We start from the raw sequence: 24,020 nt of genomic DNA on the forward strand, positions 1-24,020 counted from the left end.
CGTTCGTCGGCGGCAGGCATTCATGCCAGCGCCTCGTCCTCGCGCAGGCTGTCCCGCGTGCCGGCGGCACCGGCATCGACGACGTTGCGCAGGAAGGCCTCGAACATCAGCAGCGTCCACAGCGGCGCGCTGTAGTCGCGGGTGCCGGCCTGGTGGGCGTCCACCAGATGCTGCAGGTAGGGGCGCTCGAACCAGCCCGTCGCCGCCAGACGCTCGCCGAGCACGGCGTCACGCACGCGGTCCTTCAGCGGGCCGCGGAACCAGCGCGCCAGCGGCACCGAGAAGCCCATCTTCGGCCGGTACAGCACCTCGTCGGGCAGCATCGGCTCCATCGCCTTCTTCAGCAGGAACTTGCCTTCCTGGCCGCGCACCTTCAGCGACGAGGGCAGCGTGGCCAGCCACTCGACGAGCTTGTGGTCCATCAGCGGCTCGCGCACCTCCAGGCTGTGCGCCATGCTGGCGCGGTCGACCTTGGTGTTGATGTCGCCGACGAGGTAGGTCTTCAGGTCCAGGTACTGGATCAGCGCCAGCGGGTCGTCGGTACCGGCACGTGCGGCGTGCTGCTCGAAGACGTCCTGCGCGTCGTAGCCGCCCAGCAGGCGCTTCAGCGCCGGGCTGAACAGCTGGCGGCGCATGTCGCCGCGCAGGATCGAGACCGAGTGGAAATAGGCCTCGACCGAGTTGCGCGCCATGCCCTCGAAGGTGGTCTTGGCACGGAACACGCGCGGCGCCCAGTCGGCCTTGGGGTAGAGCCGGCCGAGCATGCCGAACACCGGCTGGCGCAGCGCCGCCGGCAGCGCGCCGCGCATGCGCTCTTCCATCAGGTGCAGGCGGTAGCGGCGGTAGCCGCCGAAGCTCTCGTCGCCGGCGTCGCCCGACAGCGCCACCGTGACGTGCTTGCGCGCGAGCTGGCAGACCCGGTAGGTGGGGATGGCCGAGCTGTCGGCGTAGGGCTCGTCGTAGAGCCGCGCCAGCGTGTCGATGAGGTCGAAGTCGTCGGACTTGACCATCTCGACGCGGTGGTCGGTGCGGTAGCGGTCGGCGACGAGCTGCGCGAACGCGCTCTCGTTGAACTTGGGGTCGTCGAAGGCGATGCTGCAGGTGTTGACGGGGCCGTCGGACAGGCCGGCCATCGTCGCGACCACGGCGCTGGAATCGACGCCGCCGGACAGGAAGGCGCCCAGCGGCACCTCGGCGATCATGCGCAGCCGCACCGACTCGCGCAGGCGGTGCTGCAGCTCCTCGCAGGCGTCTTCGACGGACGTGGGATTGCCGAGCGTGAAATGCACGTCCCAGTACTCGCGCGGCTCGGGCACCGGCTCGCCACGGCGGATGCACAGCGTGTGCGCGGGCGGCAGCTTGCGCGCCTGGCTGAAGATGGTGCGCGGCTCGGCGACGTAGCCGAGCGCGAAGTACTGCTCCACCGCCAGCGGGTCGAGCTCGCGCTTCAGGCCGCCATGCGCCAGCAGCGACTTCAGCTCCGAGCCGAAGAGCAGCGTGCCGTCGTCGAGCAGCGCGTAGTGCAGCGGCTTGACGCCCAGGCGGTCGCGCGCCATGAACAGCGTCTGCCGGTTGCGGTCCCAGAGCACGAACGAGAACATGCCGCGGAAACGTTCGACGCAGCGCTCGCCCCACTGCTCCCAGCCGTGCACGATGCACTCGGTGTCGCTCTTGGTGTGGAAGACGTGGCCGGCCGCCTGCAGCTCGGGGATCAGCTCCTGGTAGTTGTAGATCTCGCCGTTGAAGACGACGACGACCGAGCCGTCCTCGTTGCACAGCGGCTGCTGGCCGGTGGCGATGTCGATGATCGACAGGCGCCGGTGGCCGAAGCCGAGCCCGGGCTCGACGTGCAGGCTGCCCTCGTCGGGGCCGCGGTGCCACTGGGCGTCGTTCATGCGCGCGAGAACGGCCGGGTCCACCGGACGGGTGCCGCGGGTGTCGAAGAGGCCGGTGATGCCGCACATGGGTTGTTGCTCCGCCTGGACTGCCTTGCCTTGGCGACGGGAAGACCTCGCCCCTGGCCGTGGGCCGACGCGCCCGCCGCCATGGTAAGTGCAGGCGACGCCGCGGCTCGGCCTTCGGCGCCGGGCAGGTGACTTGTGCACGCCTCGCCCCCTCGAAGACGGGGGCCGCGGCGGGGCCCAGCGGGGGAAGCGGGCCGCCGCAGCGCCTCGTCGTACAACGCCGGCCTGGGGTCAGGTCTTGCGAGACCGGACCCCGATCCCGAGGGAGCCATGGCCTCGCGTTGACGCGCTGATTTATTTGGGTGCACACTTAAAGCGTGCGCACCGTCGTCGAAACGCCCACCTTTCAACAGCAGGCGGACGCCGTCTGGACCGCGCAGGAGCGGGAGGCATTCGTCGATTTCATCGCCCAGCACCCGGACGCGGGCGACGTCATCCCCGGCGCCGACGGTGCGCGCAAGGTGCGGTGGCAGCGCGCCGGCAAGGGCAAGCGCGGCGGCGTGCGCGTCATCTACTTCCACCTGGTGGGCGACGAGATCGTCCTGCTCGTCATGGTCTACACCAAGGCCGAGCGCGCGAACGTCAGGCCCAAGGACATCGAGAAAGGCCGATCGTGAAGACCCTCAAGACGCTGAACATCGAAAAGGTCGCCGCTGCCGTCGAGGCCGACGCGGGGCAGGCGCTACCGGGCCTGCGCGAGTCGCTGGCCGAGGCGAAGGCCGGCAAGGTCGCGCGCACGCACTCGCCCGAGCAGATCGCGGCGCGCCGGCGCGGGCGGCCCTCGGGCAGCGTGGCCGCCGTCACCAAGGAGCCGGTGAAGCTGAGACTGGACCCGGACGTGCTGGCCGCGCTGCGCGCCACCGGCGACGGCTGGCAGACACGCATCAACGACATGCTGCGCGCCAGCTTGGCGCTGGCGGGCAGGCTGAGCTGACCGTTCACGGCCTGCAACCGTTCAACTCCTCATGGACGCGACACGCGCGACCGGCCAAGGGAGACGGGACGAGTGCACACGCTGAGGCACCTTTCCCACCAGCAAGACCGAGGCCGCCCCCGTGGACGGGTGCACCGCGCCGGCGCACGCCGTCGGACAGGCCCGACCCGCGAGCGCGACGCCCTCAGCGCCCGGCAGACATCGCGGGCGCCAGCAGTTCGTCGTACAGCGCGCGATAGCGGCCGACCATCGCGTCGAGGCTGAAGCCGTCGACGACGCGGCGGCGGCCGGCGGCGCCCCGCGCGGCGGCGCCGGCCGGGTCCGAGGCCAGCGCCACGAGGCCGGCCGCCAGCGCGTCGACATCGCCGGCCGGCACCAGCGCGCCGGTCGTGCCGTCGTCGACCAGCTCGGCGTTGCCGCCGACGCGGGTGGCCAGCACCGGCAGGCCGCTGGCCATGGCCTCCAGGATGGTGTTGGAGATGCCCTCGGCCAGCGACGGCAGCACGAAGGCGTCGAGCGAGCGCATCAGCTCGGGCACGTCGCGGCGCTCGCCGGGCAGCCAGGCCAGGTCGGCCGCGCCGCCCTGCGCCAGCACCGCCTGCGCCTCGGCACGCAGCGGGCCGTCGCCGACCATCACCAGGCGCAGCACCGGCCGCAGCCGCGGCGCGAGCTCCAGCGCGCGCACGAAGGCGCGCGCCAGCAGCGGCTGCGCCTTCACCGTCTGCATCCGGCCGACGGTGCCGGCGACGAACAGCGCCGGGTCGGCGAACGGCGAGCCGGCCAGCGCCTCGCGCCCGGCCGTGGCGGGACCAAAACGCCGGGTGTCGACGCCGTTGCAGATGCGCGCGATGCGCCGCGGCGGCACGCCCACGCGCCGCTCCAGGTAGCCGGCAAGGTCCTGCGACAGCGCCACGTAGCGGTGCACGAACGGGCGGTAGGCGCGCCGCATCCACTGGTAGCGGCGCACCGTGCCGTCGGGGTCGTCGACGTCGCGGCCGTGCTCGCCGTGCACGCGCGCCGGCACGCCGCACCAGGCCGCCGGCACCTGGAACTCCAGCGCTGCGAGGTTGCGCGTGTGCACGACGGCCGGCCGCAGATCACGCAACAGCTGCGTCAGGCGGGGGTACAGCTTGACGCCGTGGCCGGGCGGCTTGTGCAGCGAGACGAACTCGACGTCGTCGCGCCGGATGCGCGCGGCGAAGCCCGGCACGACCTCGGTGATCGCGACCACAGCATGCCGGTAGGTCTCGCCCGGCATGTGGTTGATCAGGTTGACGACCCCGTTCTCCAGGCCGCCGGTGTCGAAGCGGTAGACGAGGTGCAGGACGAGCGGGCGCGTGTCGCCCGCGGCATGGACGCTCATCGCCGTGCCCTGCCCTCCGCGTTCACAGCCGCCAGACGCGGCAGCCCGCCGCCTCCAGCGCCGTCGCGTCGAACGCTGCCTTCACGTCGATGAAGGCACCGCCCTTGACCAGCTTGCGGCACAGGTCGTCGACCGACAGCTCGGCGTACTCGCGGTGCGCGACCGCGGCGACGATGGCGTCGGCACGCGGCAGGTCCTCGAAGGGCACCAGGCGCACGCCGTACTCGTGCATCGCCTCCTCGGCCTCGGCCTGGGCGTCGGTGACGAAGACGTCGACGCCGTAGCTCTGCAGCTCGTGGATGATGTCGATGACCTTGCTGTTGCGCAGGTCGCCGCAGTTCTCCTTGAAGGTCAGGCCGAGCACGTTGACGCGCGCGCCCTTGACGTAGCTGCCCGAGGCGATCATCTGCTTGATCGTCTGCTCGGCGATGAACTTGCCCATGCCGTCGTTGATGCGCCGCCCCGCCAGGATGACCTGCGGGTGGTAGCCCAGCATGTCGGCCTTGTGCGTCAGGTAGTACGGGTCGACGCCGATGCAGTGGCCGCCCACCAGGCCGGGCTTGAACTTCAGGAAGTTCCACTTCGTGCCCGCGGCTTCGAGCACCTCGCTGGTGTCCAGGCCGATCTTGTCGAAGATGATCGCCAGCTCGTTCATCAGCGCGATGTTCAGGTCGCGCTGGGTGTTCTCGATGACCTTGGCGGCCTCGGCGGTCTTGATGCTGCTGGCGCGGTGCACGCCCGGCACGATGATGCGTTCGTACAGCTGCGCCACCTTCTCCAGCGTCTGGGGCGTGTCGCCGCTGACGATCTTCAGGATCTTGGTCAGCGTGTGCTCGCGGTCGCCCGGGTTGATGCGCTCGGGGCTGTAGCCGACGAAGAAGTCGCGTTTCCACTTCAGGCCCGACTCGCGCTCCAGCACCGGGATGCAGACCTCCTCGGTGGCGCCGGGGTAGACGGTGCTCTCGTAGACCACGATCGCGCCCTTCTTCATGTGCCGGCCGACGCTGGTGGACGAGCCGACCAGCGGCGTGAAGTCGGGGATGTGGGCCTCGTCGACCGGCGTCGGCACGGCGACGATGATGATGTCGGCCTCGGCGAGCAGCGCCGGGTCGCTGGTGTAGACGGCCTGCGTGGCGGCGGCGAGTTCGCTGTCGGGCAGTTCGCGCGAGGGGTCGCGGCCGGCGAGGCAGGCGTCGACCTTGTGCTGCGCGATGTCGAAGCCGATGGTGCGCATCTGCTTGCCGAACTCGACGACGAGCGGCAGACCGACGTAGCCCAGACCGATGACGGCAACGGTATTCACGGTGGTTCTCGCTTTCTGCTGTGGATCTGTGGGTGTCAACGGGTGTCGTGCACGCGCTGCAGCAGCGTGCCGAGCGCGGCGTGCTGGCCGCGCAGGAAGTCTTCGATCACGGCGTCGGCCTCGTCGCCGTCGGCGTGCAGCAGCAGCGTCGCGCCCTCGTTGCCGTGGCCGGCCAGGCGCGCCGCAGCGCCGGCGATCTTGGCCTCGACGTCGCCGCCGTAGAAACGCCCGTCGATCCAGTACAGCCGCCAGACCACCAGGCGGCGCTGGCGGCTGCCGGACAGCGAGACGCGGCCGTGGACCTCGGAGCGCCGCAGCACGAGGCGGCGGCCGTCGAGCTCGAGCGTGCGCGCCTCGTGGCGCGGCACGCTGAGATCGGGGTCGCGCATGCCGACGAGCAGGCGGTGGGTGCTGACGACCTTGAGCGTCTCGTCCTGGCCGCGGTAGTAGTCGACGAGCACGCCCACGCTGCCGGACGGGCCGGCGTAGGCGGCACGCGCGCGCGCCGAGGCGTCGTCGTAGTCGGGCGTCCAGTCGGCGACACCGGCGCCGGCCGTGGACCAGGCGCCCAGCGTCGGCGGCAGTTCCAGGCGAGGCGCGGCGGCGGCGCCTTCGGCCCGTTCGAGCATCGCCAGCACGCCGTGCGGCAGCAGCGCGACGGCGGCGACGGCGAGCGCCGCCAGCACGACACGCCGCGCCGGCGGCGCCGAGGCCAGCGCCTCGCCGGCGGCCGGCGTGCGCGCCTCGGCGGCGGGCTCGGACCAGCGCGACCCGACGAAGAACATCGCCAGGATGATCACGCCGAAGAAGACCCAGCCGTAGAGGATGTGGTCGACGCCGACCGCGAGCTTGTTGCCCGAGAGATGGGCCAGCATCACGATCATGTAGGCCCGCAGCCAGTTGGCGACGATGGGCACCGCGATCGACACCGCCATGAAGGCCGCACGCCGCCACCACGAGCGATAGCTCAGGTAGGCGAACAGCGAGCCGACCATGAACGACGCCATCAGGTAGCGGATGCCGCTGCACTCGTCGATGACCGACCAGGTGCCGCTGGGCACGACGAAGTTCTGGCCTTCGCGGTAGACCGGCACGCCGGTCAGCTGCAGCGCGCCGACGACGAAGTCGGCGGTCCACTCCATCATCCACGGCAGCGCGAACTCGCCGAAGGGCACGGCGAAGAACGAGAACATCAGCGGGAAGAAGATCGTGCGCGCCACCGGCCAGCCCAGCACCGCCGGCACCGCCAGCACCAGCGTGGCGACGAAGGCGAACTGGGTCGCGGCGTTGACCGCCACCAGCTCGGCCAGCAGCCACAGCGCGGCGATGCCCAGCATCGGCAGCAGCAGCCAGGGCTGCGGCCGCGGCGCCAGCGCCGCGAGTTCGGCGCGTCTGCGCCAGACCAGCCAGAGCACGATCGGCGGCACCAGCAGGCAGTGGGCGAAGGTCTCCGAGCGCCACCAGACCTCGGCCATGGCCAGCGCGGCGTCGCGGTAGAACCAGCCGACCACCAGCAGCAGCGGCACGAAGACGGCGAGCGCCGGCCGCCAGGGCGAGGCCTCGGGCAGGGTCGCGGGCACGGCGCTCATCGTCGGGGGCCTCAGGCGGCACGCGCGGCCAGCGCCGCGGCAAGGTGGTCGTCGATGCGCGCCAGGTTGGCGCTCCAGGAATAGTCGGCGAGCACGTGCTCCCGCCCCGCGGCGCCCAGCGCCGAGGCACGCGCCGGGTTGGCGAGCAGCGCGCCGACCTCGTGCACGAAGGCCGGCGCGTCGGCGGCGAGCACGATCTCGCGTCCGTCCACCGCGCCGACCGTCGAGCCGCAGCCGGTGGCGGCGACCACCGGGCGCGCCATCGCCATCGCCTCCAGCACCTTGTTCTGGATGCCGCGCGCCAGGCGCAGCGGCGCGACGACGACGTCGGCGTGCTGCAGATACGGCCGCACGTCGGCCACGGTGCCGGTGACGTTCACCGCCTCGCCGGCCAGCGCACGCACCGCCGGCGCCGGGTTGCGGCCGACGACGTGCAGCGTCAGCCCCGGGTGCGCGGCGCGCAGCGCCGGCAGCGCCTGCTGCACGAACCAGACGACGGCGTCGACGTTGGGCCAGTAGTCCATCGCGCCGGTGAAGGCGATGGCCGGCGCGCCGGCCGGGTACGGCGAAGCACGCGCCGGGTCGGGCGCGAAGTAGTCGGCGTCGACGCCGTTGGCCAGCGCGTCGACGGCGCCGGCGCATTCGGGGGCCAGCGAGCGGAACAGCTCGGTCTCGCGTTCGGTGACGAAGTACGAACGTTCGACACGCGCGGCGACCTCGCGCTCGTAGGCCAGCAGGCGCTCGCCTTCGCGCCGGTACAGCCAGGCCAGCGGGCCGCCGCGGTCGGTGGCGAACTGGGTCCACTTGGCCGAGTCGACGTCGACGAAGTCCACCAGCGTCGGCAGCCCCAGGCCTTCGGCGTACTGGGCCATCGACGAGCAGAAGACGACGACGGCGTCGATGCGGCGCTCGGCGACGGTGCGGCGCACCCAGCGCGCCATCGCCGCGTCCTGGTAGTAGCGCAGCGTCAGCGCGCGGCCGTCGAGCAGCGCGGCCAGGCTGGCGGCGCGCGCGCGCAGCGGGTGCAGGCGCGGCGCGAACAGGCTGGCGCAGTCGCGCGCCAGCGTCGGCACGTGGGCCTCGTCCTCGGGGTCGTCGACGAAGCTGCCGACGTGCACCTCGTGGCGCGCCAGCAGGTGGCGCAGCAGGTGGTACGAACGCACCTTGTCGCCCTTGTTGGGCGGGTACGGCAGGCGGTGGGCGAGGAAGAGCAGCCGCGCCATGCTCAGCCCAGGCTGCGCACGATGTGCGGGCCGATCGTGTTGGCCATCGCCAGCGGCATCTTGCGCCAGGCGCGGATCAGCAGCTGGTACTTGGCATTGCTCGGGTTGTGCTGCGGCACCGACTCGCGCTTGAACAGCCGGTATTCGTAGGCCAGCGGCGTCGGCTCGAAACCCCAGTTCTTCTTGAAGGCGTAGGGGCCGGTGCCCTGTTTGCTGCGGCCGTAGTCGAAGGTCGCGAGGCCGCGCGCACAGGCGTGGCGCATCAGCTCCCAGTACTTGAAGTCGTTGGCCGCCAGCTCGCGTGCGGCCTCGTCGTCGCCGGCGTAGTACGGCAGGATCTCGTCGCGGAAATAGAAGCTCAGCACCGAGGACAGCGGCCGGCCGTCGGGGGCGGCGACGGTGAGCACGCTGCAGTCCTCGCCGAACTCGCGCCGCAGCGCCTGGAACCAGCGCCGGGGCATCGCCGGCGTGCCGTGGCGGTGCACGTTGTCGGCGTAGAGCGCGAAGAAGCGCTCGACGCCGTCGTCGAAGGCGCTGGTCAGGCCGTTCTTCAGCCCCTTGCGCACCATCGCGCGCTGCTTGCGCGGGATGGCCAGCAGGTTGGCCTCCTCGTCGGGCAGGATCTGCTTGCGGAAGGTGACGTAGAGCTCCTGGCGCGGCCAGCCCTCGTGGCGGCGCGCCAGCTGGCGCAGCTCCAGGTGCTCGACGCCGGTCTCGCGGCCCAGGCGCTCGGCGGCGGCCTCGAGCAGCAGCGCGGTGTCCTCGTCGTCGGCCACGGCACCGCCGTAGACGGCGAACGGCAGGCTGGTCAGCGCATGGCCGAACAGCAGGCTCTTCACGCGCGCCAGCGGCAGCACGCCGACGATGCGCCCGCCGCGTTCGGCGTAGAGGAAATGCGTGTCGTGGCGGAACACCTCGCGCAGCACACGCTGCCAGCCGGCACGGTGGAAGAAGGTCGCCTGCGGGCAGGCGAAGACGTACTCGTCCCAGGCCGCGGCGAGGCGGCCGTCTTCGGGGGCAAGACGCTGGACCGTGGTCACGGCGGCTCAGGCCGGGCGCGCCGCGTCGGCGTCGCGGGCGAGGAAGATGTGGTCCATGCGGCCCCAGCGGAAGTCGTCGAGCAGGCTGGCGAGCTTGCGCTCCATGCGGGCGATGTTCACGTAGTGGCGAAAACGCGTCTTCGCGTCGATGCCGGGCACACGCGGCTGGTCGGCGTCGATCTCCCAGGGGTGGAAGTAGAAGACTGCCGCCTGGCGGTCCTCGCGGTTGACGCGGCCGATCAGCCAGCGCGATGCGGCATACGGCAGCAGCCGGAAGTAGCCGCCGCCGCTGGACGGCAGGTTGCGGCCGGCCAGGCGCACCGTGGTCACCGGAACCTCCAGCAGGCCGCCGGCGACGCGGTGGGCGAAACGCGGCGCGTCGGGCATGCCGTAGTGGTCGTGGCGGATCGGGTAGAGGCTGCTGCTGTAGGCGTGGCCGGTCTCGGCCAGCGTGTCGAAGGCCCAGAGGTTGCGTTCGCCGATCGAGAAGCTGGGCGCGCGGTAGCCGCGCACGGCGACGCCGCCGAGGTCTTCGAGGATGGCCTTGGCGCGGGCGACGTCGTCGCGGAAGGCGGCGCGGTCCAGGTCGCTGGCGCGCTGGTGGCCGTAGCCGTGGCTGGCCAGCTCGTGGCCGCCGGCGACGATGCGGCGCACCAGCTGCGGGTAGCGCTCGGCGACCCAGCCCAGCGTGAAGAAGGTGGCCTGCACGCCGCGTGCGTCGAGCAGCGCCAGGATGCGCTCGACGTTGCGCTCGACGCGGCACTCGCGTGCGTCCCAGTCGCTGCGGCGGATGTAGGGCGCGAACGCCGAGACCTGGAAGTAGTCCTCGACGTCGATCGTCAGCGCGTTCGTGATCGCGGGGGCGAGCATCGGCAGCCGGGCCTCACGACAGCCAGTGCGCCAGATCGGCGGCGATGCGCTCGGCGGCGTGGCCGTCCCAGAGCTCGGGCACGCGGCCGCGTTTGCCGCGGCCGGCGAGGATCTCGTCGACGCCGGCCAGGATCGCGGCGCGGTCGCGGCCGACCATCGTGTTCGTGCCTTCGTCGACGGTGATCGGGCGCTCGGTGTTCTCGCGCATCGTGAGACAGGGCACGCCCAGCGCGGTGGTCTCCTCCTGCAGGCCGCCGGAGTCGGTGAGCACGACGGTGGCGCCGGCCATCAGGCCGAGCATCTCCAGATAACCCTGCGGCGGCAGCAGCGTCACGCGCGCCGGATCGAGCAGGTGGCCGAGGCCGAAACGCTCGACGTTGGCACGCGTGCGCGGGTGCAGCGCGAAGACCAGCGGCAGCCGCTCGGCCACCAGCGCCAGCGTCTCGAGCACGTCCTGCAGCGTGGCGGCGTCGTCGACGTTGGACGGCCGGTGCAGCGTGACGACGCCGTAGCCGGCCGGGCCGGCCAGGCGCGCCGACGCGTGGCCGTGGGCCTGCATCGTGGCGGCCGCCGTGCGCGCACGCTCGCGGCAGGCGAGCAGCGTGTCGATCATCACGTTGCCGACGAAGCACACGCGCTCGGCGGCGACGCCTTCGCGCAGCAGATGCCCGAGCGCGCCGCGTTCGGTGGTGTAGAGCCGGTCGGCGAGCTGGTCGGTCAGCACGCGGTTGATCTCTTCGGGCATGCGCCGGTCGAAGCTGCGCAGGCCGGCCTCGACGTGCACCACCGGCACGCCCTTCTTGGCGGCCACCAGCGCGCAGGCGAGCGTGGAGTTGACGTCGCCGACGACCAGCACGCAGCTCGGCCGGTGGGCGTCGATCGCGGGCTCGAAGCGGCGCATGACCTCGGCGGTCTGCACCGCGTGGCTGCCCGAGCCGACCTCCAGGTTGAGATCCGGGTGCGGCAGGTTCAGGTCCACGAACAGCTTGTCGTTCATGTCCTGGTCGTAGTGCTGGCCGGTGTGCACCAGCAACGCGGGAATCGGCGGCTGGTGCGCGGCGAAGGCGCGCAGGATCGGCGCGATCTTCATGAAGTTCGGCCGCGCGCCGACGACGCAGAGCACGGGGCCGTTCACGGCTTCTCCGACGGCTTGGCCGGCGCGGCGGCCTCGACGAGCCGGGTCAGCATCGCCAGCGTCTGCAGGTTGATGCGCTCCAGGCGCAGCAGGCTCTTCTCCAGCCGCTGCAGCTGGTCGCCACGCTGGTCGGCGGCCAGGGCCTGGATCTGGCGCGTCATCGCCTCGGCCTCCTCGGCCGGCAGCTGCAGGCTGGACAGGTCGACGTCCAGCGAGGCGCTGACCGCGGCCGCGGCGGCGGCCAGGGCCTCGGCCCCGGCGACGGCCTTGACCGGCTTCGTCGGCACCTCGGCTTCCTGCTGGAACTCGCGCACGACCTCGGTGACGTCGTCGGCGCCCAGGTGCGTCTTGCCGGCCAGGAAACCGGCCAGCAGCAGGCGGTCGCAGACGGTGTTGACGCGCCGCGGGATGCCGCCGGTGGCCTGGTAGATGCCGTCGAAGGCCGCCGGCTCGAAGCTCGGCTTGCCGGTCGAGCCGGCGCACTTCAGGCGGTGCTCGATGTAGCGCTGGGTTTCCTCGGCGTCGAGCGGGCCGATGTGGCAGGTGGCCGCGACACGCTGGCGGAACTGCTCCATCTCCGGGCGCTGCAGGATCTCGCGGAACTCGGGCTGGCCGACGAGGAAGCTCTGCAGCAGCGCCTGGTTGCCGAACTGGAAGTTCGACAGCATGCGCAGCTCCTCGACGGCGCGCGGCGTCAGGTTTTGCGCCTCGTCGACGATCAGCAGGCAGCGTTTGCCCTTGCTGGTCTGGCTGATCAGGAAGGCTTCCAGCGTGATCAGCAGCTCGCTCTTGGGCACGTCCTTGACGCGGAAACCGAAGGCCGCGCCGACCATGCGCAGCGTGTCCTCGGCGCCGAGCTGGGTCGTCACCAGGTGGCCGGCGATGACGTTGCTGCCGTGCAGGCCGTCGATCAGCGAGCGCAGCACGGTCGTCTTGCCGGCGCCGATCTCGCCGGTGATGACGATGAAGCCCTCGTTGCGCGAGACGCCGTACTCCAGGTAGGCCTTGGCGCGGCGGTGCTGCTTGCTGCCGAAGAAGAAGCTCGGGTCGGGGTTGAGCTGGAACGGCTTGCTGCTCAGCCCGTAGAACGCTTCGTACATGGTCAGAACCGGTAGTTGAGCGATCCGACGATCGCGGATTCCCGGTAGGGGTTCGTCTCGCTGTCGAACCAGACGCGGCGCACGGCCAGGGTGCCTTGCGTGCGTGCCCCGAGTTCGTTCGAGACGGACAGCTCCAGGCGGCGGAGTTCGGTGCCCGGCTGGGTGTCTTCGTCGAGGGTCTTCAGCAGCGTCGCCGTCAGCGACATCGAGGCCTTCGGCGTCAGCCGGTGGCCCAGCCCGGCCGTCAGGCCGTACTGGCGCACACGCGGCACGATGGCGAGGTCGCCGGCGTCGTACTGCTGGTCGCCCAGGCGCTCGGTCTTGGAGCTCGTCGCCGCCAGCGTCAGCGTGTTGCGCACGCCCTGGACGGCCAGCGTCAGCGTCTGGCTGCGCTGCAGCGACGGGGCGCTGTTGAGGAAGCCGAGCGAGTCCAGGCCGTCCAGGCCCAGGCTGTTGCGGGTGATCGTCGTGCAGCGCACGCTGTCGTTGAGCACCGCCATGCAGGTGTTGAAGACCGCCAGGTAGAGCTGGCGCAGCGTGCCCAGGGTCTCGTTGTTCTGGCCGCTGACGCCGCGCGTGTCGGTGTAGGTCAGATGCGCGCGCCGGAACCGGTGGCTGAGGCTGAAGCTGTGCGAGTTGCCGTAGAAGTGGCGGTCGGCCTGCGCCGACACTCGGGTGCGCACCGACGGCAGCCAGGTGAGCCCCCAGCCGTTGGTCGACGACTTCTGCTCGCCCGACCCGAGGATGTCCGAGCGGTCCTCGCCGTGGCGGCCGAAGACCTGCAGCCGGGGCGTCAGCGACACGCTCAGCGTGGCGGTGGCGTTGTCGCTGATGTAGCGGTCGCCGCCGTTGTAGGCGTTGGTCTGGCGCGTGCCGCTGAGGTTCCAGCCGAAGATGCCGTGCGTGGCGCCGGCCTGCACGGTCGCGTCCCAGTCGGTGCGGTCGCCCAGCGTGCTGTCCTTGGCGCGCGTCGCATCCCAGTTGGCCACCGCCGACAGCTGCACCTTGCCGCCCAGCAGCGCGCGCGCGGACGGCGAGACCGACACCGTGGCGACGTCGGTGCGGTTGTCGTTGTCGACGCCGCTGGCGCTGGACTGCTGACCGAAGGCCGAGATCGACTGCTGCGACACGCTGGCCGAGGCGTCGAGGAAGACGTGGCGCGGCACGAGTTCGGCGGCGCCGTCGGCGTTGAGCTGGTGGTGGTAGGTGCTGCGGCCCGATTCGCGCGCGTACTGCACGAGGTCCAGCCGGTAGTCCAGCGAGCCTTCGACACGCCCGGATCGCCCGGAGGCCCGGATGCCCGGGCGGATCTCGGTGATCGCTTCGGACTTGCGGTCGTCATCGCTGAGCCGGCCGTTGTCGGTGAGGGTCTGCTGCAGGTCGATGGAACGCTCGACGACGATGCCGGCACGCTCCTGCGCCAAGGCCGGCGCCGCCAGCATCGCGACGAGGCCGAACACCGCCAGGGACACCGGGTGCGGACGCGGCGCCGGATTCGTCGGGCGCTTCATGGCGCTAGTCTCCCGTCCGCTGCGCGGCCGGCTCGGCCCCCGCGGGTTCGACCCCCGGCTCCTGGTCGTAGCCGTAGCCGTAGCCATAGCCGTAACCCTGGCCCGAGCCGTAGCCCGCGCTGTCGGAACGCGCCTTGTTGAGCACCAGCAGCCGCACCGGGCAGGCGTCGATGGTGTCCAGCGCCTGCTGCACCGCCGACTGCTGGGTGCGCCCGGCCGCCACGACGACGACGATCTGGCCCATGTGCGAAGCGAGCACACGCGACTCGGTGGTCAGCAGCAGCGGCGGCGAGTCGAAGATCACGATGCGGTCGGGATAACGCGTCGCCATCTCGTCGAGCAGGCGCTCCATCGCGTCGCTGGCGAGCAGTTCGGTGGCCTTGGCGTGCGGCGTGCCGCTGGGCAGCAAGGTGAGCTTGTCGACGTTGGTGCGCAGCAGCACGTCGGACAGTTCGGCCTTGCCTTCGAGCACGTCGAGCAGGCCGGCGCTGGCCGGCAGGCCCAGCATGCGCAGCAGCGAGGGCCGCGCGACGTCGGCGTCGACGAGCACGACGGTGTGGTCGAGCTCGGCGGCGATGCTCATCGCCAGGTTCACCGAGGTGAAGCTCTTGCCCTCGCCGGCCATCGCGCTGGTGACCATGATGAGGTTGCCGTGCTTGAGCGTCGCCGCGCCCTTGCCGACGGCGTTGGCGATCAGCGGGCGCTTGATGACGCGGAACTGGTCGGCGACGACGGTGCGCGGCGCGCTCGGCGTCACGATGCCGGCCTCGTTGAGCTCGTCGAAATCGAGTTCGACGCGGCGCGAGGTGACGGCCGGCTCGGTGCGCTCCGGCTCCGGGCGTGTTTCGGGCGAGGCCGGCGCGCCGACCTCGGGGATCGCGACGCCGGCCTGGCGAAGCTGCTCGAGGCGCTGCGCGGCCTGTTCGATCAGACTGGTCATACGGGTCTCACGCGGCGATGGCGCGCTGGGCCATCAGGGCCACCGCGACGATGCCAAGGACGTACAGGCCGACGAGCCCGCCGGAAGCCCCGAGGAAACGCAGCGTCATCCTGCGTTCACGGCGGCGCTCGTCGTCGCTGAGCACCATCGACACGACGCCCAGCAGCGGCAGGCCGGTCTTGGTGCGCAGTTCGGTGGCGTCGTTGTAGACCGGGCGCAGCTGGCTGGCGGCGAACGCCAGGCCCAGCCCGGCCGCCAGCGCGACACCCAGCGCGCCCAGCAGCAGCAGCAGGCGGTTGGGCGCCACCGGCTCGGGCGCGACGCGCGGCGGGTCGATGAGGCGGAAGTCGGCCACGCCCGAGGCGACCTCGAGCTCGCCGGACATGATGGCCGACTGGCGCCGCGCCACCAGGTCCTCGTAGTTCTTCTTGTAGACGTCGTAGTCGCGGTTGAGCTGGGCGGCCTCGGCCTCGATCTGCGGCGCCACCTTGAGCCCGGAGCGGGCCTGCGCCAGGCGCGACTGGAACTCGCCGACACGGGTGCGCAGCGAGGCGACCTGCACTTCGGCGGCCGCGAGCATGCGCGCGAGTTCCTGCACGGCCGGGTTGCCGCCCGCCGCCGGGTTCGCCGACGCCGCCGCCTGCGCGGACTTGCGCAGCTCGGCCATCTCCTTCTTCTTCTGCTCCTCGAGGTCGCGGATCAGGCGCTTGGTGATGATGACCTCGGGGTGCTGGTCGGTGAAACGCTGCTCGAGGTTGTCGAGGTTGCGCTTCTGGGCGTCGATGCGCGCGTCGAGTTCGGGCGTGGAGATGCCCAGCGCGGCGTCGTCGGCCGCGACGTGGCCGGTGCCGGCCTCGGCGTTGCGCTTCTCCTCGGAGAGCTGGGCCTTGACGGCGTCGCGTGCGTTCTCGGCCTCGCGCAGCTCGAGCTGCGCCTGCTGCAACGCCGCCGAGGCCTCCGACAGGCGCGAGGTGGCGCTCTTGCCGTCGTCGGGCTGCATCTCGATGTTGCGCAGCTTGAACTCCTTGAGCCGCGCCTCGGCTTCCTCGAGCTTCTGCTCGTACTGCTTGATCTGCTCGTTGAGGAAGGTCTTGGCCGAGTCGGTGTCCTTGCGGCTGGCGCCCAGGCTGGACTCGACGAAGATCGACACCAGCGACTGGATCACGCGCTTGGCCTTCTCGCTCTCGCGGTCGCGGTAGGCCAGCGAGTACAGGTTGTCGCGGCCGGTGTTGCGGATCTGGACTTCCTTGGTCAGGCGCTGGATCAGCTCTTCCTGCTGCACCGCCGAGCCCTCTTCGAGGTCGAGATCGGCCATGCGGATCAGCTTCTCGATGTTCGGGCGGCTGATCAGCGTGCGGCTGAGCATGGAGATCTGCTGCTCGACGTTGGGCTGCACCGTCAGGCCGGACATCAGCGGCTTGAGGATCGACTGGGTGTCGACGTAGATGCGCGCCGACGCCTCGTACTGGTCAGGGATGCGGAACACGAGCACCGCGGCGACGAGTCCGACGACCCACGAGGCGATCAGCCCCTGCCAGCGGTAGTTCCACATGCCCCGCAGGACGGCGAGGGCTTGGCGAACGAGATCTTGCATGCGTACGGCCGGACGTCGGGCGGCGCGGGGCCTGGGTCAGAAGAAGCTCTGCGGGACGATCAGGATGTCGCCGGGGCGCATCTCGACGTTGGCCGAGACGTCGCCGTCCTTGACTAGGTCATCCAGGCGCACCGAGTACTGCTGGTTGCCCTCGGAGGTGCGCAGGATGGTGGCGCGGTTGCCGGCAGCGAAGTCGGTGAGGCCGCCGACGGCGATCATCACGTCGAGCACCGTCATCTTGGTCTTGAACGGCAGGAACTGCGGCCGCGCGGCCTCGCCGACGACGCGGATCTGCTCGCTGTAGGGGCCGACGAAACCGTTGACGAGCACCGTGACGATCGGGTCGCGCACGTACTTGGAGAGCACCTGCTCCAGGTCGCGCGCCAGCTGCACCGAGGTCTTGCCCTGGGCCATCACCTCGTCGACCAGGGGCGCCGAGACCTTGCCGTCGGGACGCACCGGCACCGACATCGACAGCTCGGGGTTGCGCCAGACGATGATGTTGACCGAGTCGCCGGCGCCGATGATGTAGGTGTAGTCCTGCTGGGCGGCCTGGGCAGGCGCCGGCGGATACGACTTCAGCGCCGAGCACGCCGCCAGGCTCGCCACGGCGACCAGGACACCGAACACGCGGCAGACCGAGGCCGCCGTTGCAGACATGAGCTTCACGCGAGATCTCCCGGGGAATTCCGTGTGGCCGAGGGCCGAATCTGGCCGGGAATCATGTCATATCCGATTGACGCGAATTCCGCCCGGCGCCCCCCCGAACCAAGGTTCCAGGCGGCAAGATTCCACGTTCCGTGGGGGGCGGGCCGAGCGCCGTCGCGCCGCGCTCAGTCCAGGCCGAGCTGGGGCCGTATGAAGCGCAGCAGCAGGCGCTGCAGCGGGTTGGCGTTGCCGCCCGGGCGCCAGGTGAACGACAGCTTCTGACGGTAGGCGTCGAACTGCATCGCCCAGGGCGCGGGCTTGAGCTCGCCGCGCCCGCACAGCAGCTTGAGCACCGCCGTGCCGGTGACGCCGGCGCACAGGTCGCAGGCCATGATCGTCGACGGCCCGCGCTGCTCGGCGAAGTTCACCGCCTGCGGATGCACCAGGTAGCCGCGCTGCAGCATCGCCGGCGACAGCCCGGCGATGAAACGCGCGAACTGCTCCTGGCGGGTGCAGCCTTCGAGCCGGAAGTAGTCCTCGAAGCTCATGCCGCGCGGCGAGAAGTACAGCAGCGACACGCCCATGCCCAGCGGCGCGGCGGTCACCGCCGGGATGCCGCGCGCGTGGCAGGCGGCGAACAGCATGCGCCGGGCCTCGACGGCGAAGAAGTCGATCGCGTCGACGTAGACGTCCACGCCGTCGAGGAAGGCGTCGAGGTTGTCCTCGTCGACACCACGCTCGAAGGCGACGACCTCGGCCTCGGGATCGACGTCGCGCGCGATGCGCGCCATCACCTCGCACTTGGGCTGGCCGATGGTGGAAACGAAGGCGCCGGCCTGACGGTTGAAGTTGTGGACCTCGAAACGGTCGAAGTCGGCGATGCGAAAGCGCCCGATGCCCAGCCGCGCCAGCGTCACGAGGTGCGCGCCGCCGACGCCGCCCAGCCCGGCGATCGCCACGCGCGCGCCCCGCAGGCGCTGCTGCTCGGCGGGCGTGAGCCAGCCGATGTTGCGGGAGACCGCCGCGTCGTAGTCGAAGGGCTGGGCCACGGTCCGACTCGCGCCTAGGGCTGCGGCTTGCGGGCCATCACGTCGTAGCAGTTGCCGACGACGCGCTCGCTGAGGATCTCGAAGCCCGCCTCGACGATGCGGCGGCGGATCTCCGTGGACTCGTAGGGCGTGTAGAGAATGCCTTTGCGGATGCCCCAGCGGTTGATGGCGTCGGCCAGCGGGCGCAGCGGCCAGGAGCCGCGCGGGAACAGCAGCACGTTGGCCGCCAGCGTGCCGCCGGGCTTGAGCACACGCAGCATCTCGCGCAGGCTGGCGTCGACCTCTGGCAGGCAGTGCACGGCGTTGGCGATGTTGACGGTGTCGAACTCGCCGGTCTGGAACGGCATCGCCGCGGCGTCGGCGTGCCTGAAGCTCAGGCGCGGCTGGCCGCGGAAACGGTGGATCGCGCCGGCGAGCATCGACTCGGCGTAGTCCGCGCCGACGATGTCGACCTCGGGCAGCTTCTTCCAGCGCCGCCAGCGCAGGAAGAGCTCGAGCAGCGTGCCGGTGCCGCAGGCCAGTTCCAGGTGCCGCGGGCCGAAGTGCGGGCCGAAGAAACGCAGCTGCGCCGGCAGCGTGCTGTTGTAGGCGAAGGTCAGGATGAAGAAGCCCCGGACGTCGTACCACCACGGCTCCGACTTGTAGGCCGTGGCGATCTCCTCCTTCGATTTGGGTCCGCGGGGGGCGTCGCTCATCGCTGACTAGTCTACTCAAGGAAGACCCCGCGTTACGCCTTCTTGCGGCGCGATCCGCGCCCCGCCGCGGGCAGTGTCGGACGGCTTTACACCGCCTGGCCAGCGAAGCCGAAACATAAACGCAAGCCGTTGTTTTTCAAGGATTTTCCCACTCTGGCACGGCAGCTGCTTTATCCACCGCGCAACCTTCCCGGTTCAACCCACGGAGTCCTCAACATGTTTCTCAAGCGCGCTCTCTCCATGATCGCCGTCGGTGCGGCCGTGGCGTTCGGCCCGGGGCAGGCCTTCGCCGCCGCTGCGCCGGTTCCGTTCTGTATCGACGACTCGGCGGCCAACGGCGGCGCGCTGAGCACCAGCAGCAACTGCTCGAACGGCTCGGGCACGAACGGCTTTGCGGTCGACCTGATCAACGGCGGCTACGTCGAAAAGGCCCTGGTCACCGACACCGGCTCGGGCCTGGCCTTCAACGCGACGATCGTCGTCGATTTCGGCCAGTACCAGCTGGGCGGCAGCGAGGTCGATGCGGGCCTCGGCGGCGTGTACGACCTCTACGCTGTCGTCACGGCCAGCGGCGTGCTGACCGGCGCGAACACCTTCAAGGCCAACACCGCCACGCTGAGCTTCTACCTGGACACCGGCGACAACACGACGCTGGACCTGACGTCCATCGACAGCGGCACGCTGGCGTTCACGCCGGGCCTGGGCGACCTGCTGCTCGGCACCTCGACCACGCTGCTCAGCGGCTCCGGCTCCACCGCCTCCAGCGGCGGCAGCGACGGTTTCGCGGTGACCTTCACCGACTTCGGCCTGAGCCCGGACGGCGAAGAATTCTTCATCGCCCCGCGCCCGTTCTACTTGTCGGTCTACAGCGACGGCGACATCAACGACGGCACCGTCGACGTGGTCGGCCCGGGCCTGCTGGAACTTCGCGGCGACGTCAGCGCGAACTTCTTCATCCCGGAACCGGGCACCCTGGCCCTGGTCGGCCTGTCGATGCTCGGCCTGGGCATCGCCCGCCGCCGCAAGGCCTGAAGCGGTTCACCCGCACGGCAAAAGGAGCGCTTCGGCGCTCCTTTTCTTTTGTGCGGCGCGCGGACGCTTCTCAGCGCAGCGCCTGCAGGCGCCGCAGCATCGTCTCCTCCAGGCGCACGCCGGCGTCGCAGCGTGCGCGCATCGCACGCACGTAGGCCTCGACCACCGGCGACGGCGGGCAGCGGTCGGGGCTGGAGATGAAATAGAAGAAGTCGACGAAACGGCTGGAGGTGGCGCGCAGCGGGCGACGGAACTGGCGCCGCGCCGCGCCGATCACGGCGTCGATCGGGAAGGCCGCGCGCAGCGAATGCGCGTAGTCCACCGCCGTGACCGGCGGCGCCTTGCGCGCGACCTCGGCCACCAGCAGGTCGCGCGTGTGCTGCGAGCGCACCAGGCCGAAGTCGAAGAAATAGACCGCGCCATCGGCCGCGAGCACGTGTTCGGCACGCGCGAACACCTGCTCCAGGCAGTCCAGGTCGGGCAGGTGGTGCAGCGCCGAGGTGGAGATCACCACGTTCACCGCGCCGGCGTCGATCCCGGGCAGCTCCCGGATGTCGGCACACAGCGTCTCGATGTTGCGGATGCCGCGCTCGCGGCATTGTTCGGCCAGCGCGTCGAGCATCGGCGGGGACAGGTCCGCGCCGATGAAGCGGCAGTCGGGGAACAGCGGAGCCAGCTCGAGCAGCAGCGGGCCCGGCCCGCAGGCCAGGTCGAGCACGGTGTCGCCGGGCCGGATCAGCGTCGACAGTCGCGTCAGATGGTGCAGTTGCAGCGCCGAGGTCGGCCCGCCCCACTCGTAGGCCTTGACGTAGGCGCGGATCTGCCCCGGATCGACCATCGCCTCGGAGGGCTCGGGAACACGCGGCGCCGGCGCCGCCGAACGCCATTCATGCCACACGAGTTTGTGAATGGGCAGCATCAGTGATCCCCCGACGTGACGCCACGCCGCCGAAACCGAGTATGGCGGAAGTGCCGCATCCCACCCTGAACAGTGGGTCGCCGCCGCCGGCGGCGGCTTGCACGGCGACATCGCTGACGCAATGATCGGAGGATCTAGACTGCTTCGCCGCCCTGGAGCCCGCCCTTGTCGACAGAACCTGACCAGCCGGTCGCCGTGCTGAGCGGCATCGTGAAGTCCTATCAGATGGACGAAGTCACGGTGCCGGTGCTCAGGGGCATCGACCTGCTGGTCCGCCCGGGCTGCTTCACGGTGCTGCTGGGCCCCTCGGGCAGCGGCAAGACGACGCTGCTGAACCTGGTCGGCTGCCTGGACCGCCCCGACGCCGGCACGCTGACGGTCGCCGGCCAGGACGTCGCGGCGCTCGGCGACGACGAACTGTCCGACTTCCGCTCGAACAACATCGGCTTCATCTTCCAGAACTTCAACCTGATCCCGGTGCTGACGGCCGAGGAGAACGTGGAGTACCCGCTGGTGCTCGCCGGGATGCCGGCGGCGCGCCGCAAGCGCCGCGTCGCGCGGCTGCTCGAGGCCGTCGGCCTGGCCGACCGGGCCCGCAACCTGCCCGGCCAGCTCTCGGGCGGCCAGCGCCAGCGCGTGGCCATCGCGCGTGCGCTGGCACGCAAGCCGCGGCTCGTGCTGGCCGACGAACCCACCGCCAACCTCGACACCGAGACCGGCCGCGCGGTGCTGCGGCTGATGCGCCAGATGCAGGAGCGTTTCAGGATCTCCTTCCTGTTCTCCTCGCACGACCGCGAACTGCGCATGGCCGCCGACGACCTGGTGATCCTGCGCGACGGCGTCATCCAGTCGATCCGCCGCGGCCCGGGCTCGGTCCCCGCTGCCGGCCCCGACAGCGAGGCGGCCCTCGATGAATGAGTGGTCGCTCGCGCTGCGCAACCTGCGCCGCAACCGCCGGCGCTCGCTGTCGACGCTGATCGCGCTGGGCCTGGGCCTGATGGCCGTGCTGCTGTTCTCGGGCTTCAAGGCCAACCTGATCGACACCGGCCTGACCACCTACGTGCGCGCCGGCGGCCACCTGCAGGTGCAGCACCGCGACTACGCGCTGTTCGGCAGCGGCAACCCGACGGCCTACGGCATCGAACACTACGAACGCCTGGTGCGCACGATCCGCAGCGACCCGGAACTCGCGCCGATGCTCGCGGTGGTGACGCCGTCGCTGCGTTTCGGCGGGCTGGCCGGCAACTTCACCGCCGGGATCTCGCGTGCCGTGATCGGCAACGGCTATGTCGCCCCCGAGGTGCAGCTGATGCGCCGCTGGAACGAGTTCGGCGTTCCGATCGCGCGGCCCGACTTCCCGCTCGTGGGCACCGCCGACGACTCGGCGGTGCTCGGCGAGGCGCTGGCGCGGGTGCTGCAGCTGTGCGCCGCGCTGCGCATCGCCGACTGCCCCCAGCCCCAGATCGCGCCGCCGGCGCCCGCTGCCGCCGCCGCTGCGCTGCCCGACGACATCGCCGCGCTCGCGGCGCAGGAGCAGCCGGCCGCATCCGGGCCGTCCGCCGACGGCGAGCCCCGGGTCGAGCTGCTGGCGAGCACGTCGCGCGGCACGCCCAACGTCGCGTCGCTCGTCGTCGCGGCGGCCGAGAACCAGGGCTTTCGCGAACTCGACGAGATCTCGGTCGTGCTGCACCTGGAGCAGGCGCAGAAGCTGGTGTTCGGCCGCGATGCGCCCAAGGTCACGTCGATCATGGTGCTGCTGCAACGCAGCGCCGACCGCCCCCGGGCCTACGCCAGGCTCAGGCAACTGGTGGCCGACGACCCCGAAGGCGCGACGCTGGCGGTGCGGGACTTCGAGGAACTGAACCCGTTCTACGTCCAGACCGAGCGCATGTTCGACGTCATCTTCGGCTTCATCTTCGTGCTCATCTCCAGCATCGTGCTGTTCACGGTGGGCAACACGATGAGCGCCGCGGTCATCGAGCGCACCGTCGAGGTGGGCACGATCCGTGCGATCGGCCTGCGCCGCGGCGGCGTGCGCCGCCTGTTCGTCATCGAGGGCTTCATCCTCGGCTGCACCGGGGCGCTCGTCGGCCTGGCGGCGGCCGTGGGTGCGGGCGAACTGATCAACATGTCCGGGCTGACCTGGCTGCCGCCGGGCAGCGCGGAACAGCTGCCGCTGCAGCTGCGTGTGCTGCGCGACGTGCCGGCGGTCGCCGGCTCGACGCTGGGGCTCGTGCTCGTGGCGACGGCCTCCGCCTGGTGGCCCGCCTGGCGCGCCGCCCGGCTCGAAATCGTCAACGCACTGCGCCATGTCTGAACACTCGCCGCGGCGCCGCCGCTTCGCCCTCGTCGCCGCCCTGCTGGCGGCCCTGCCCTTGGCCGCCGCCGCCCAGGCCGACGCCCAGCAGCTGCTGAGCGCCAGCGACGCGATCCGCAACCCGGAGCGGTCGTTCCGCGCCACCGTCACCGTGACGGAGTTCGAGAAGGGCGCGCAGGTGAACTCGCTCACGCTGCTGAGCTTCGCCCGCATGGCCGAAGGCGGCGGCCAGTTCGCCACGCTGATGCGCTTCACCCAGCCGCCGCGCGACGCCGGCAAGGTGATGCTGAAGAACGGCGCCGACCTCTGGTTCTACGACCCGTCGACCAAGGCCGCGGTGCGCATCTCGCCGCAGCAGCGCCTGATCGGCCAGGCCGCCAACGGCGACGTCGTGACGGTGAACTTCGCACGCGACTACCAGGCACGCCTGGCGGGCGAGGAGACGATCACCGACGGCGAGCGCAAGACGCGCGCTTCGCAAAAGCTCGAGCTGCGCCCCTCGGGCGACGGTGCGGTCTACGCGGCGATCGAGCTCTGGATCGACGCGGCGAGCAAGGCGCCGATCAAGGCGCGTTTCTTCGCCGACTCCGGGCGCCTGCTGAAGACCGCGTACTACCGCAAGTTCCAGCGCCAGCTCGGCGCCGACCGGCCGACCGAGACGGTGATCATCGACGGCGTGGACACCCAGTCGGTGACGCTGGTGCGCCTGTCGGACTACGCGGTCCGCGACCTGCCGGCGGCCTGGTACCAGAAAGAGTTCCTGCCCCGATTCAACGCCGAATAGAAGAACCCGC

22 protein-coding genes are annotated in these 24,020 nt (G+C 71.0%); 6 read left to right on the forward strand and 16 right to left on the reverse strand.

Annotated features, from left to right (window positions below; translation table 11 throughout):
- Positions 1-20: 20 nt before the first annotated feature.
- Complete coding sequence (locus EV684_RS02385) at positions 21-1,964, reverse strand: XrtA/PEP-CTERM system amidotransferase (RefSeq protein ID WP_132644594.1); 1,944 nt, start codon at positions 1,962-1,964, stop codon at positions 21-23.
- 317 nt (positions 1,965-2,281) lie between these two features.
- Here EV684_RS02385 and EV684_RS02390 point away from each other — a divergent pair, with 317 nt between their 5' ends.
- Positions 2,282-2,581 carry a type II toxin-antitoxin system RelE/ParE family toxin gene (locus EV684_RS02390; RefSeq protein ID WP_132644595.1) on the forward strand — a complete coding sequence of 100 codons (300 nt, stop codon included), beginning with the start codon at positions 2,282-2,284 and terminating at the stop codon, positions 2,579-2,581.
- Positions 2,578-2,898 carry a BrnA antitoxin family protein gene (locus EV684_RS02395; protein WP_243651018.1) on the forward strand — a complete coding sequence of 107 codons (321 nt, stop codon included), beginning with the start codon at positions 2,578-2,580 and terminating at the stop codon, positions 2,896-2,898. The genes EV684_RS02390 and EV684_RS02395 overlap by 4 nt, the downstream gene beginning before the upstream one ends.
- Positions 2,899-3,082: 184 nt before the next feature.
- Here EV684_RS02395 and EV684_RS02400 read toward each other — a convergent pair whose 3' ends face one another.
- The 14 genes from EV684_RS02400 to EV684_RS02465 all read right to left on the reverse strand — a co-directional run bounded on the left by EV684_RS02400 (position 3,083) and on the right by EV684_RS02465 (position 18,958).
- Positions 3,083-4,261 carry a TIGR03088 family PEP-CTERM/XrtA system glycosyltransferase gene (locus EV684_RS02400; protein ID WP_132644596.1) on the reverse strand — a complete coding sequence of 393 codons (1,179 nt, stop codon included), beginning with the start codon at positions 4,259-4,261 and terminating at the stop codon, positions 3,083-3,085.
- A gap of 22 nt (positions 4,262-4,283) precedes the next feature.
- On the reverse strand, positions 4,284-5,564 hold the full coding sequence (locus EV684_RS02405; protein WP_132644597.1) for a nucleotide sugar dehydrogenase: 1,281 nt from the start codon (positions 5,562-5,564) through the stop codon (positions 4,284-4,286).
- Between the two features lie 35 nt (positions 5,565-5,599).
- Positions 5,600-7,153: an exosortase A gene (gene xrtA / locus EV684_RS02410; RefSeq protein ID WP_132644598.1), complete on the reverse strand. Its 1,554-nt coding sequence runs from the start codon at positions 7,151-7,153 to the stop codon at positions 5,600-5,602.
- An 11-nt stretch (positions 7,154-7,164) separates the two neighbouring features.
- Complete coding sequence (locus EV684_RS02415) at positions 7,165-8,376, reverse strand: TIGR03087 family PEP-CTERM/XrtA system glycosyltransferase (protein ID WP_132644599.1); 1,212 nt, start codon at positions 8,374-8,376, stop codon at positions 7,165-7,167.
- A gap of 2 nt (positions 8,377-8,378) precedes the next feature.
- Positions 8,379-9,416, reverse strand: coding sequence for a FemAB family XrtA/PEP-CTERM system-associated protein (locus tag EV684_RS02420; RefSeq protein WP_132644600.1), 1,038 nt, complete (start codon positions 9,414-9,416; stop codon positions 8,379-8,381).
- A 6-nt stretch (positions 9,417-9,422) separates the two neighbouring features.
- Positions 9,423-10,286: an XrtA system polysaccharide deacetylase gene (locus EV684_RS02425; protein ID WP_132644601.1), complete on the reverse strand. Its 864-nt coding sequence runs from the start codon at positions 10,284-10,286 to the stop codon at positions 9,423-9,425.
- A gap of 13 nt (positions 10,287-10,299) precedes the next feature.
- Entirely contained in the window at positions 10,300-11,421 is a 1,122-nt protein-coding gene (gene wecB / locus EV684_RS02430) for a non-hydrolyzing UDP-N-acetylglucosamine 2-epimerase (protein ID WP_132644602.1), read from the reverse strand.
- On the reverse strand, positions 11,418-12,521 hold the full coding sequence (locus EV684_RS02435; protein WP_132644603.1) for an XrtA/PEP-CTERM system-associated ATPase: 1,104 nt from the start codon (positions 12,519-12,521) through the stop codon (positions 11,418-11,420). The genes wecB and EV684_RS02435 overlap by 4 nt, the downstream gene beginning before the upstream one ends.
- Before the next feature lie 2 nt (positions 12,522-12,523).
- The gene (locus EV684_RS02440; protein ID WP_132644604.1) at positions 12,524-14,032 is read right to left on the reverse strand and encodes a TIGR03016 family PEP-CTERM system-associated outer membrane protein; all 1,509 of its coding nucleotides are present in this window, start codon (positions 14,030-14,032) and stop codon (positions 12,524-12,526) included.
- A gap of 4 nt (positions 14,033-14,036) precedes the next feature.
- A complete protein-coding gene (locus EV684_RS02445; protein WP_132644605.1) occupies positions 14,037-14,972 on the reverse strand; it encodes an XrtA-associated tyrosine autokinase in 936 nt (311 codons plus the stop codon).
- A gap of 7 nt (positions 14,973-14,979) precedes the next feature.
- Complete coding sequence (locus tag EV684_RS02450) at positions 14,980-16,566, reverse strand: XrtA system polysaccharide chain length determinant (protein WP_132644606.1); 1,587 nt, start codon at positions 16,564-16,566, stop codon at positions 14,980-14,982.
- A gap of 36 nt (positions 16,567-16,602) precedes the next feature.
- Positions 16,603-17,226 carry an XrtA/PEP-CTERM system exopolysaccharide export protein gene (locus EV684_RS02455; RefSeq protein WP_132644772.1) on the reverse strand — a complete coding sequence of 208 codons (624 nt, stop codon included), beginning with the start codon at positions 17,224-17,226 and terminating at the stop codon, positions 16,603-16,605.
- A 173-nt stretch (positions 17,227-17,399) separates the two neighbouring features.
- Complete coding sequence (locus EV684_RS02460) at positions 17,400-18,263, reverse strand: ThiF family adenylyltransferase (protein ID WP_132644607.1); 864 nt, start codon at positions 18,261-18,263, stop codon at positions 17,400-17,402.
- Between the two features lie 14 nt (positions 18,264-18,277).
- Entirely contained in the window at positions 18,278-18,958 is a 681-nt protein-coding gene (locus EV684_RS02465) for a class I SAM-dependent methyltransferase (RefSeq protein WP_132644608.1), read from the reverse strand.
- A 42-nt stretch (positions 18,959-19,000) separates the two neighbouring features.
- Here EV684_RS02465 and pepA point away from each other — a divergent pair, with 42 nt between their 5' ends.
- Entirely contained in the window at positions 19,001-19,990 is a 990-nt protein-coding gene (gene pepA, locus EV684_RS02470; RefSeq protein WP_132644609.1) for a flocculation-associated PEP-CTERM protein PepA, read from the forward strand.
- 70 nt (positions 19,991-20,060) lie between these two features.
- Here the strand turns inward: pepA and EV684_RS02475 are convergent, their stop codons facing one another.
- Positions 20,061-20,909, reverse strand: a complete 849-nt coding sequence (locus EV684_RS02475; protein WP_165908370.1) for a class I SAM-dependent methyltransferase — start codon at positions 20,907-20,909, stop codon at positions 20,061-20,063.
- Positions 20,910-21,134: 225 nt separating this feature from the next.
- Between EV684_RS02475 and EV684_RS02480 the strand changes: the two genes are divergently transcribed.
- From EV684_RS02480 to EV684_RS02490, 3 genes are read left to right on the forward strand one after another with little or no spacing between them, the layout of a single operon-like run.
- A complete protein-coding gene (locus tag EV684_RS02480) occupies positions 21,135-21,827 on the forward strand; it encodes an ABC transporter ATP-binding protein (protein ID WP_132644773.1) in 693 nt (230 codons plus the stop codon).
- Positions 21,820-23,226 (forward strand): ABC transporter permease, encoded by a 1,407-nt coding sequence (locus tag EV684_RS02485; RefSeq protein WP_132644611.1) that lies wholly within the window; start codon positions 21,820-21,822, stop codon positions 23,224-23,226. Before EV684_RS02480 ends, EV684_RS02485 begins: the two co-directional genes overlap by 8 nt.
- On the forward strand, positions 23,219-24,010 hold the full coding sequence (locus EV684_RS02490; RefSeq protein ID WP_132644612.1) for an outer membrane lipoprotein-sorting protein: 792 nt from the start codon (positions 23,219-23,221) through the stop codon (positions 24,008-24,010). The genes EV684_RS02485 and EV684_RS02490 overlap by 8 nt, the downstream gene beginning before the upstream one ends.
- Positions 24,011-24,020: the final 10 nt, after the last annotated feature.

This window comes from Rubrivivax gelatinosus (assembly GCF_004340905.1).
Classification (GTDB): Bacteria; Pseudomonadota; Gammaproteobacteria; order Burkholderiales; family Burkholderiaceae_C; genus Rubrivivax; species Rubrivivax gelatinosus.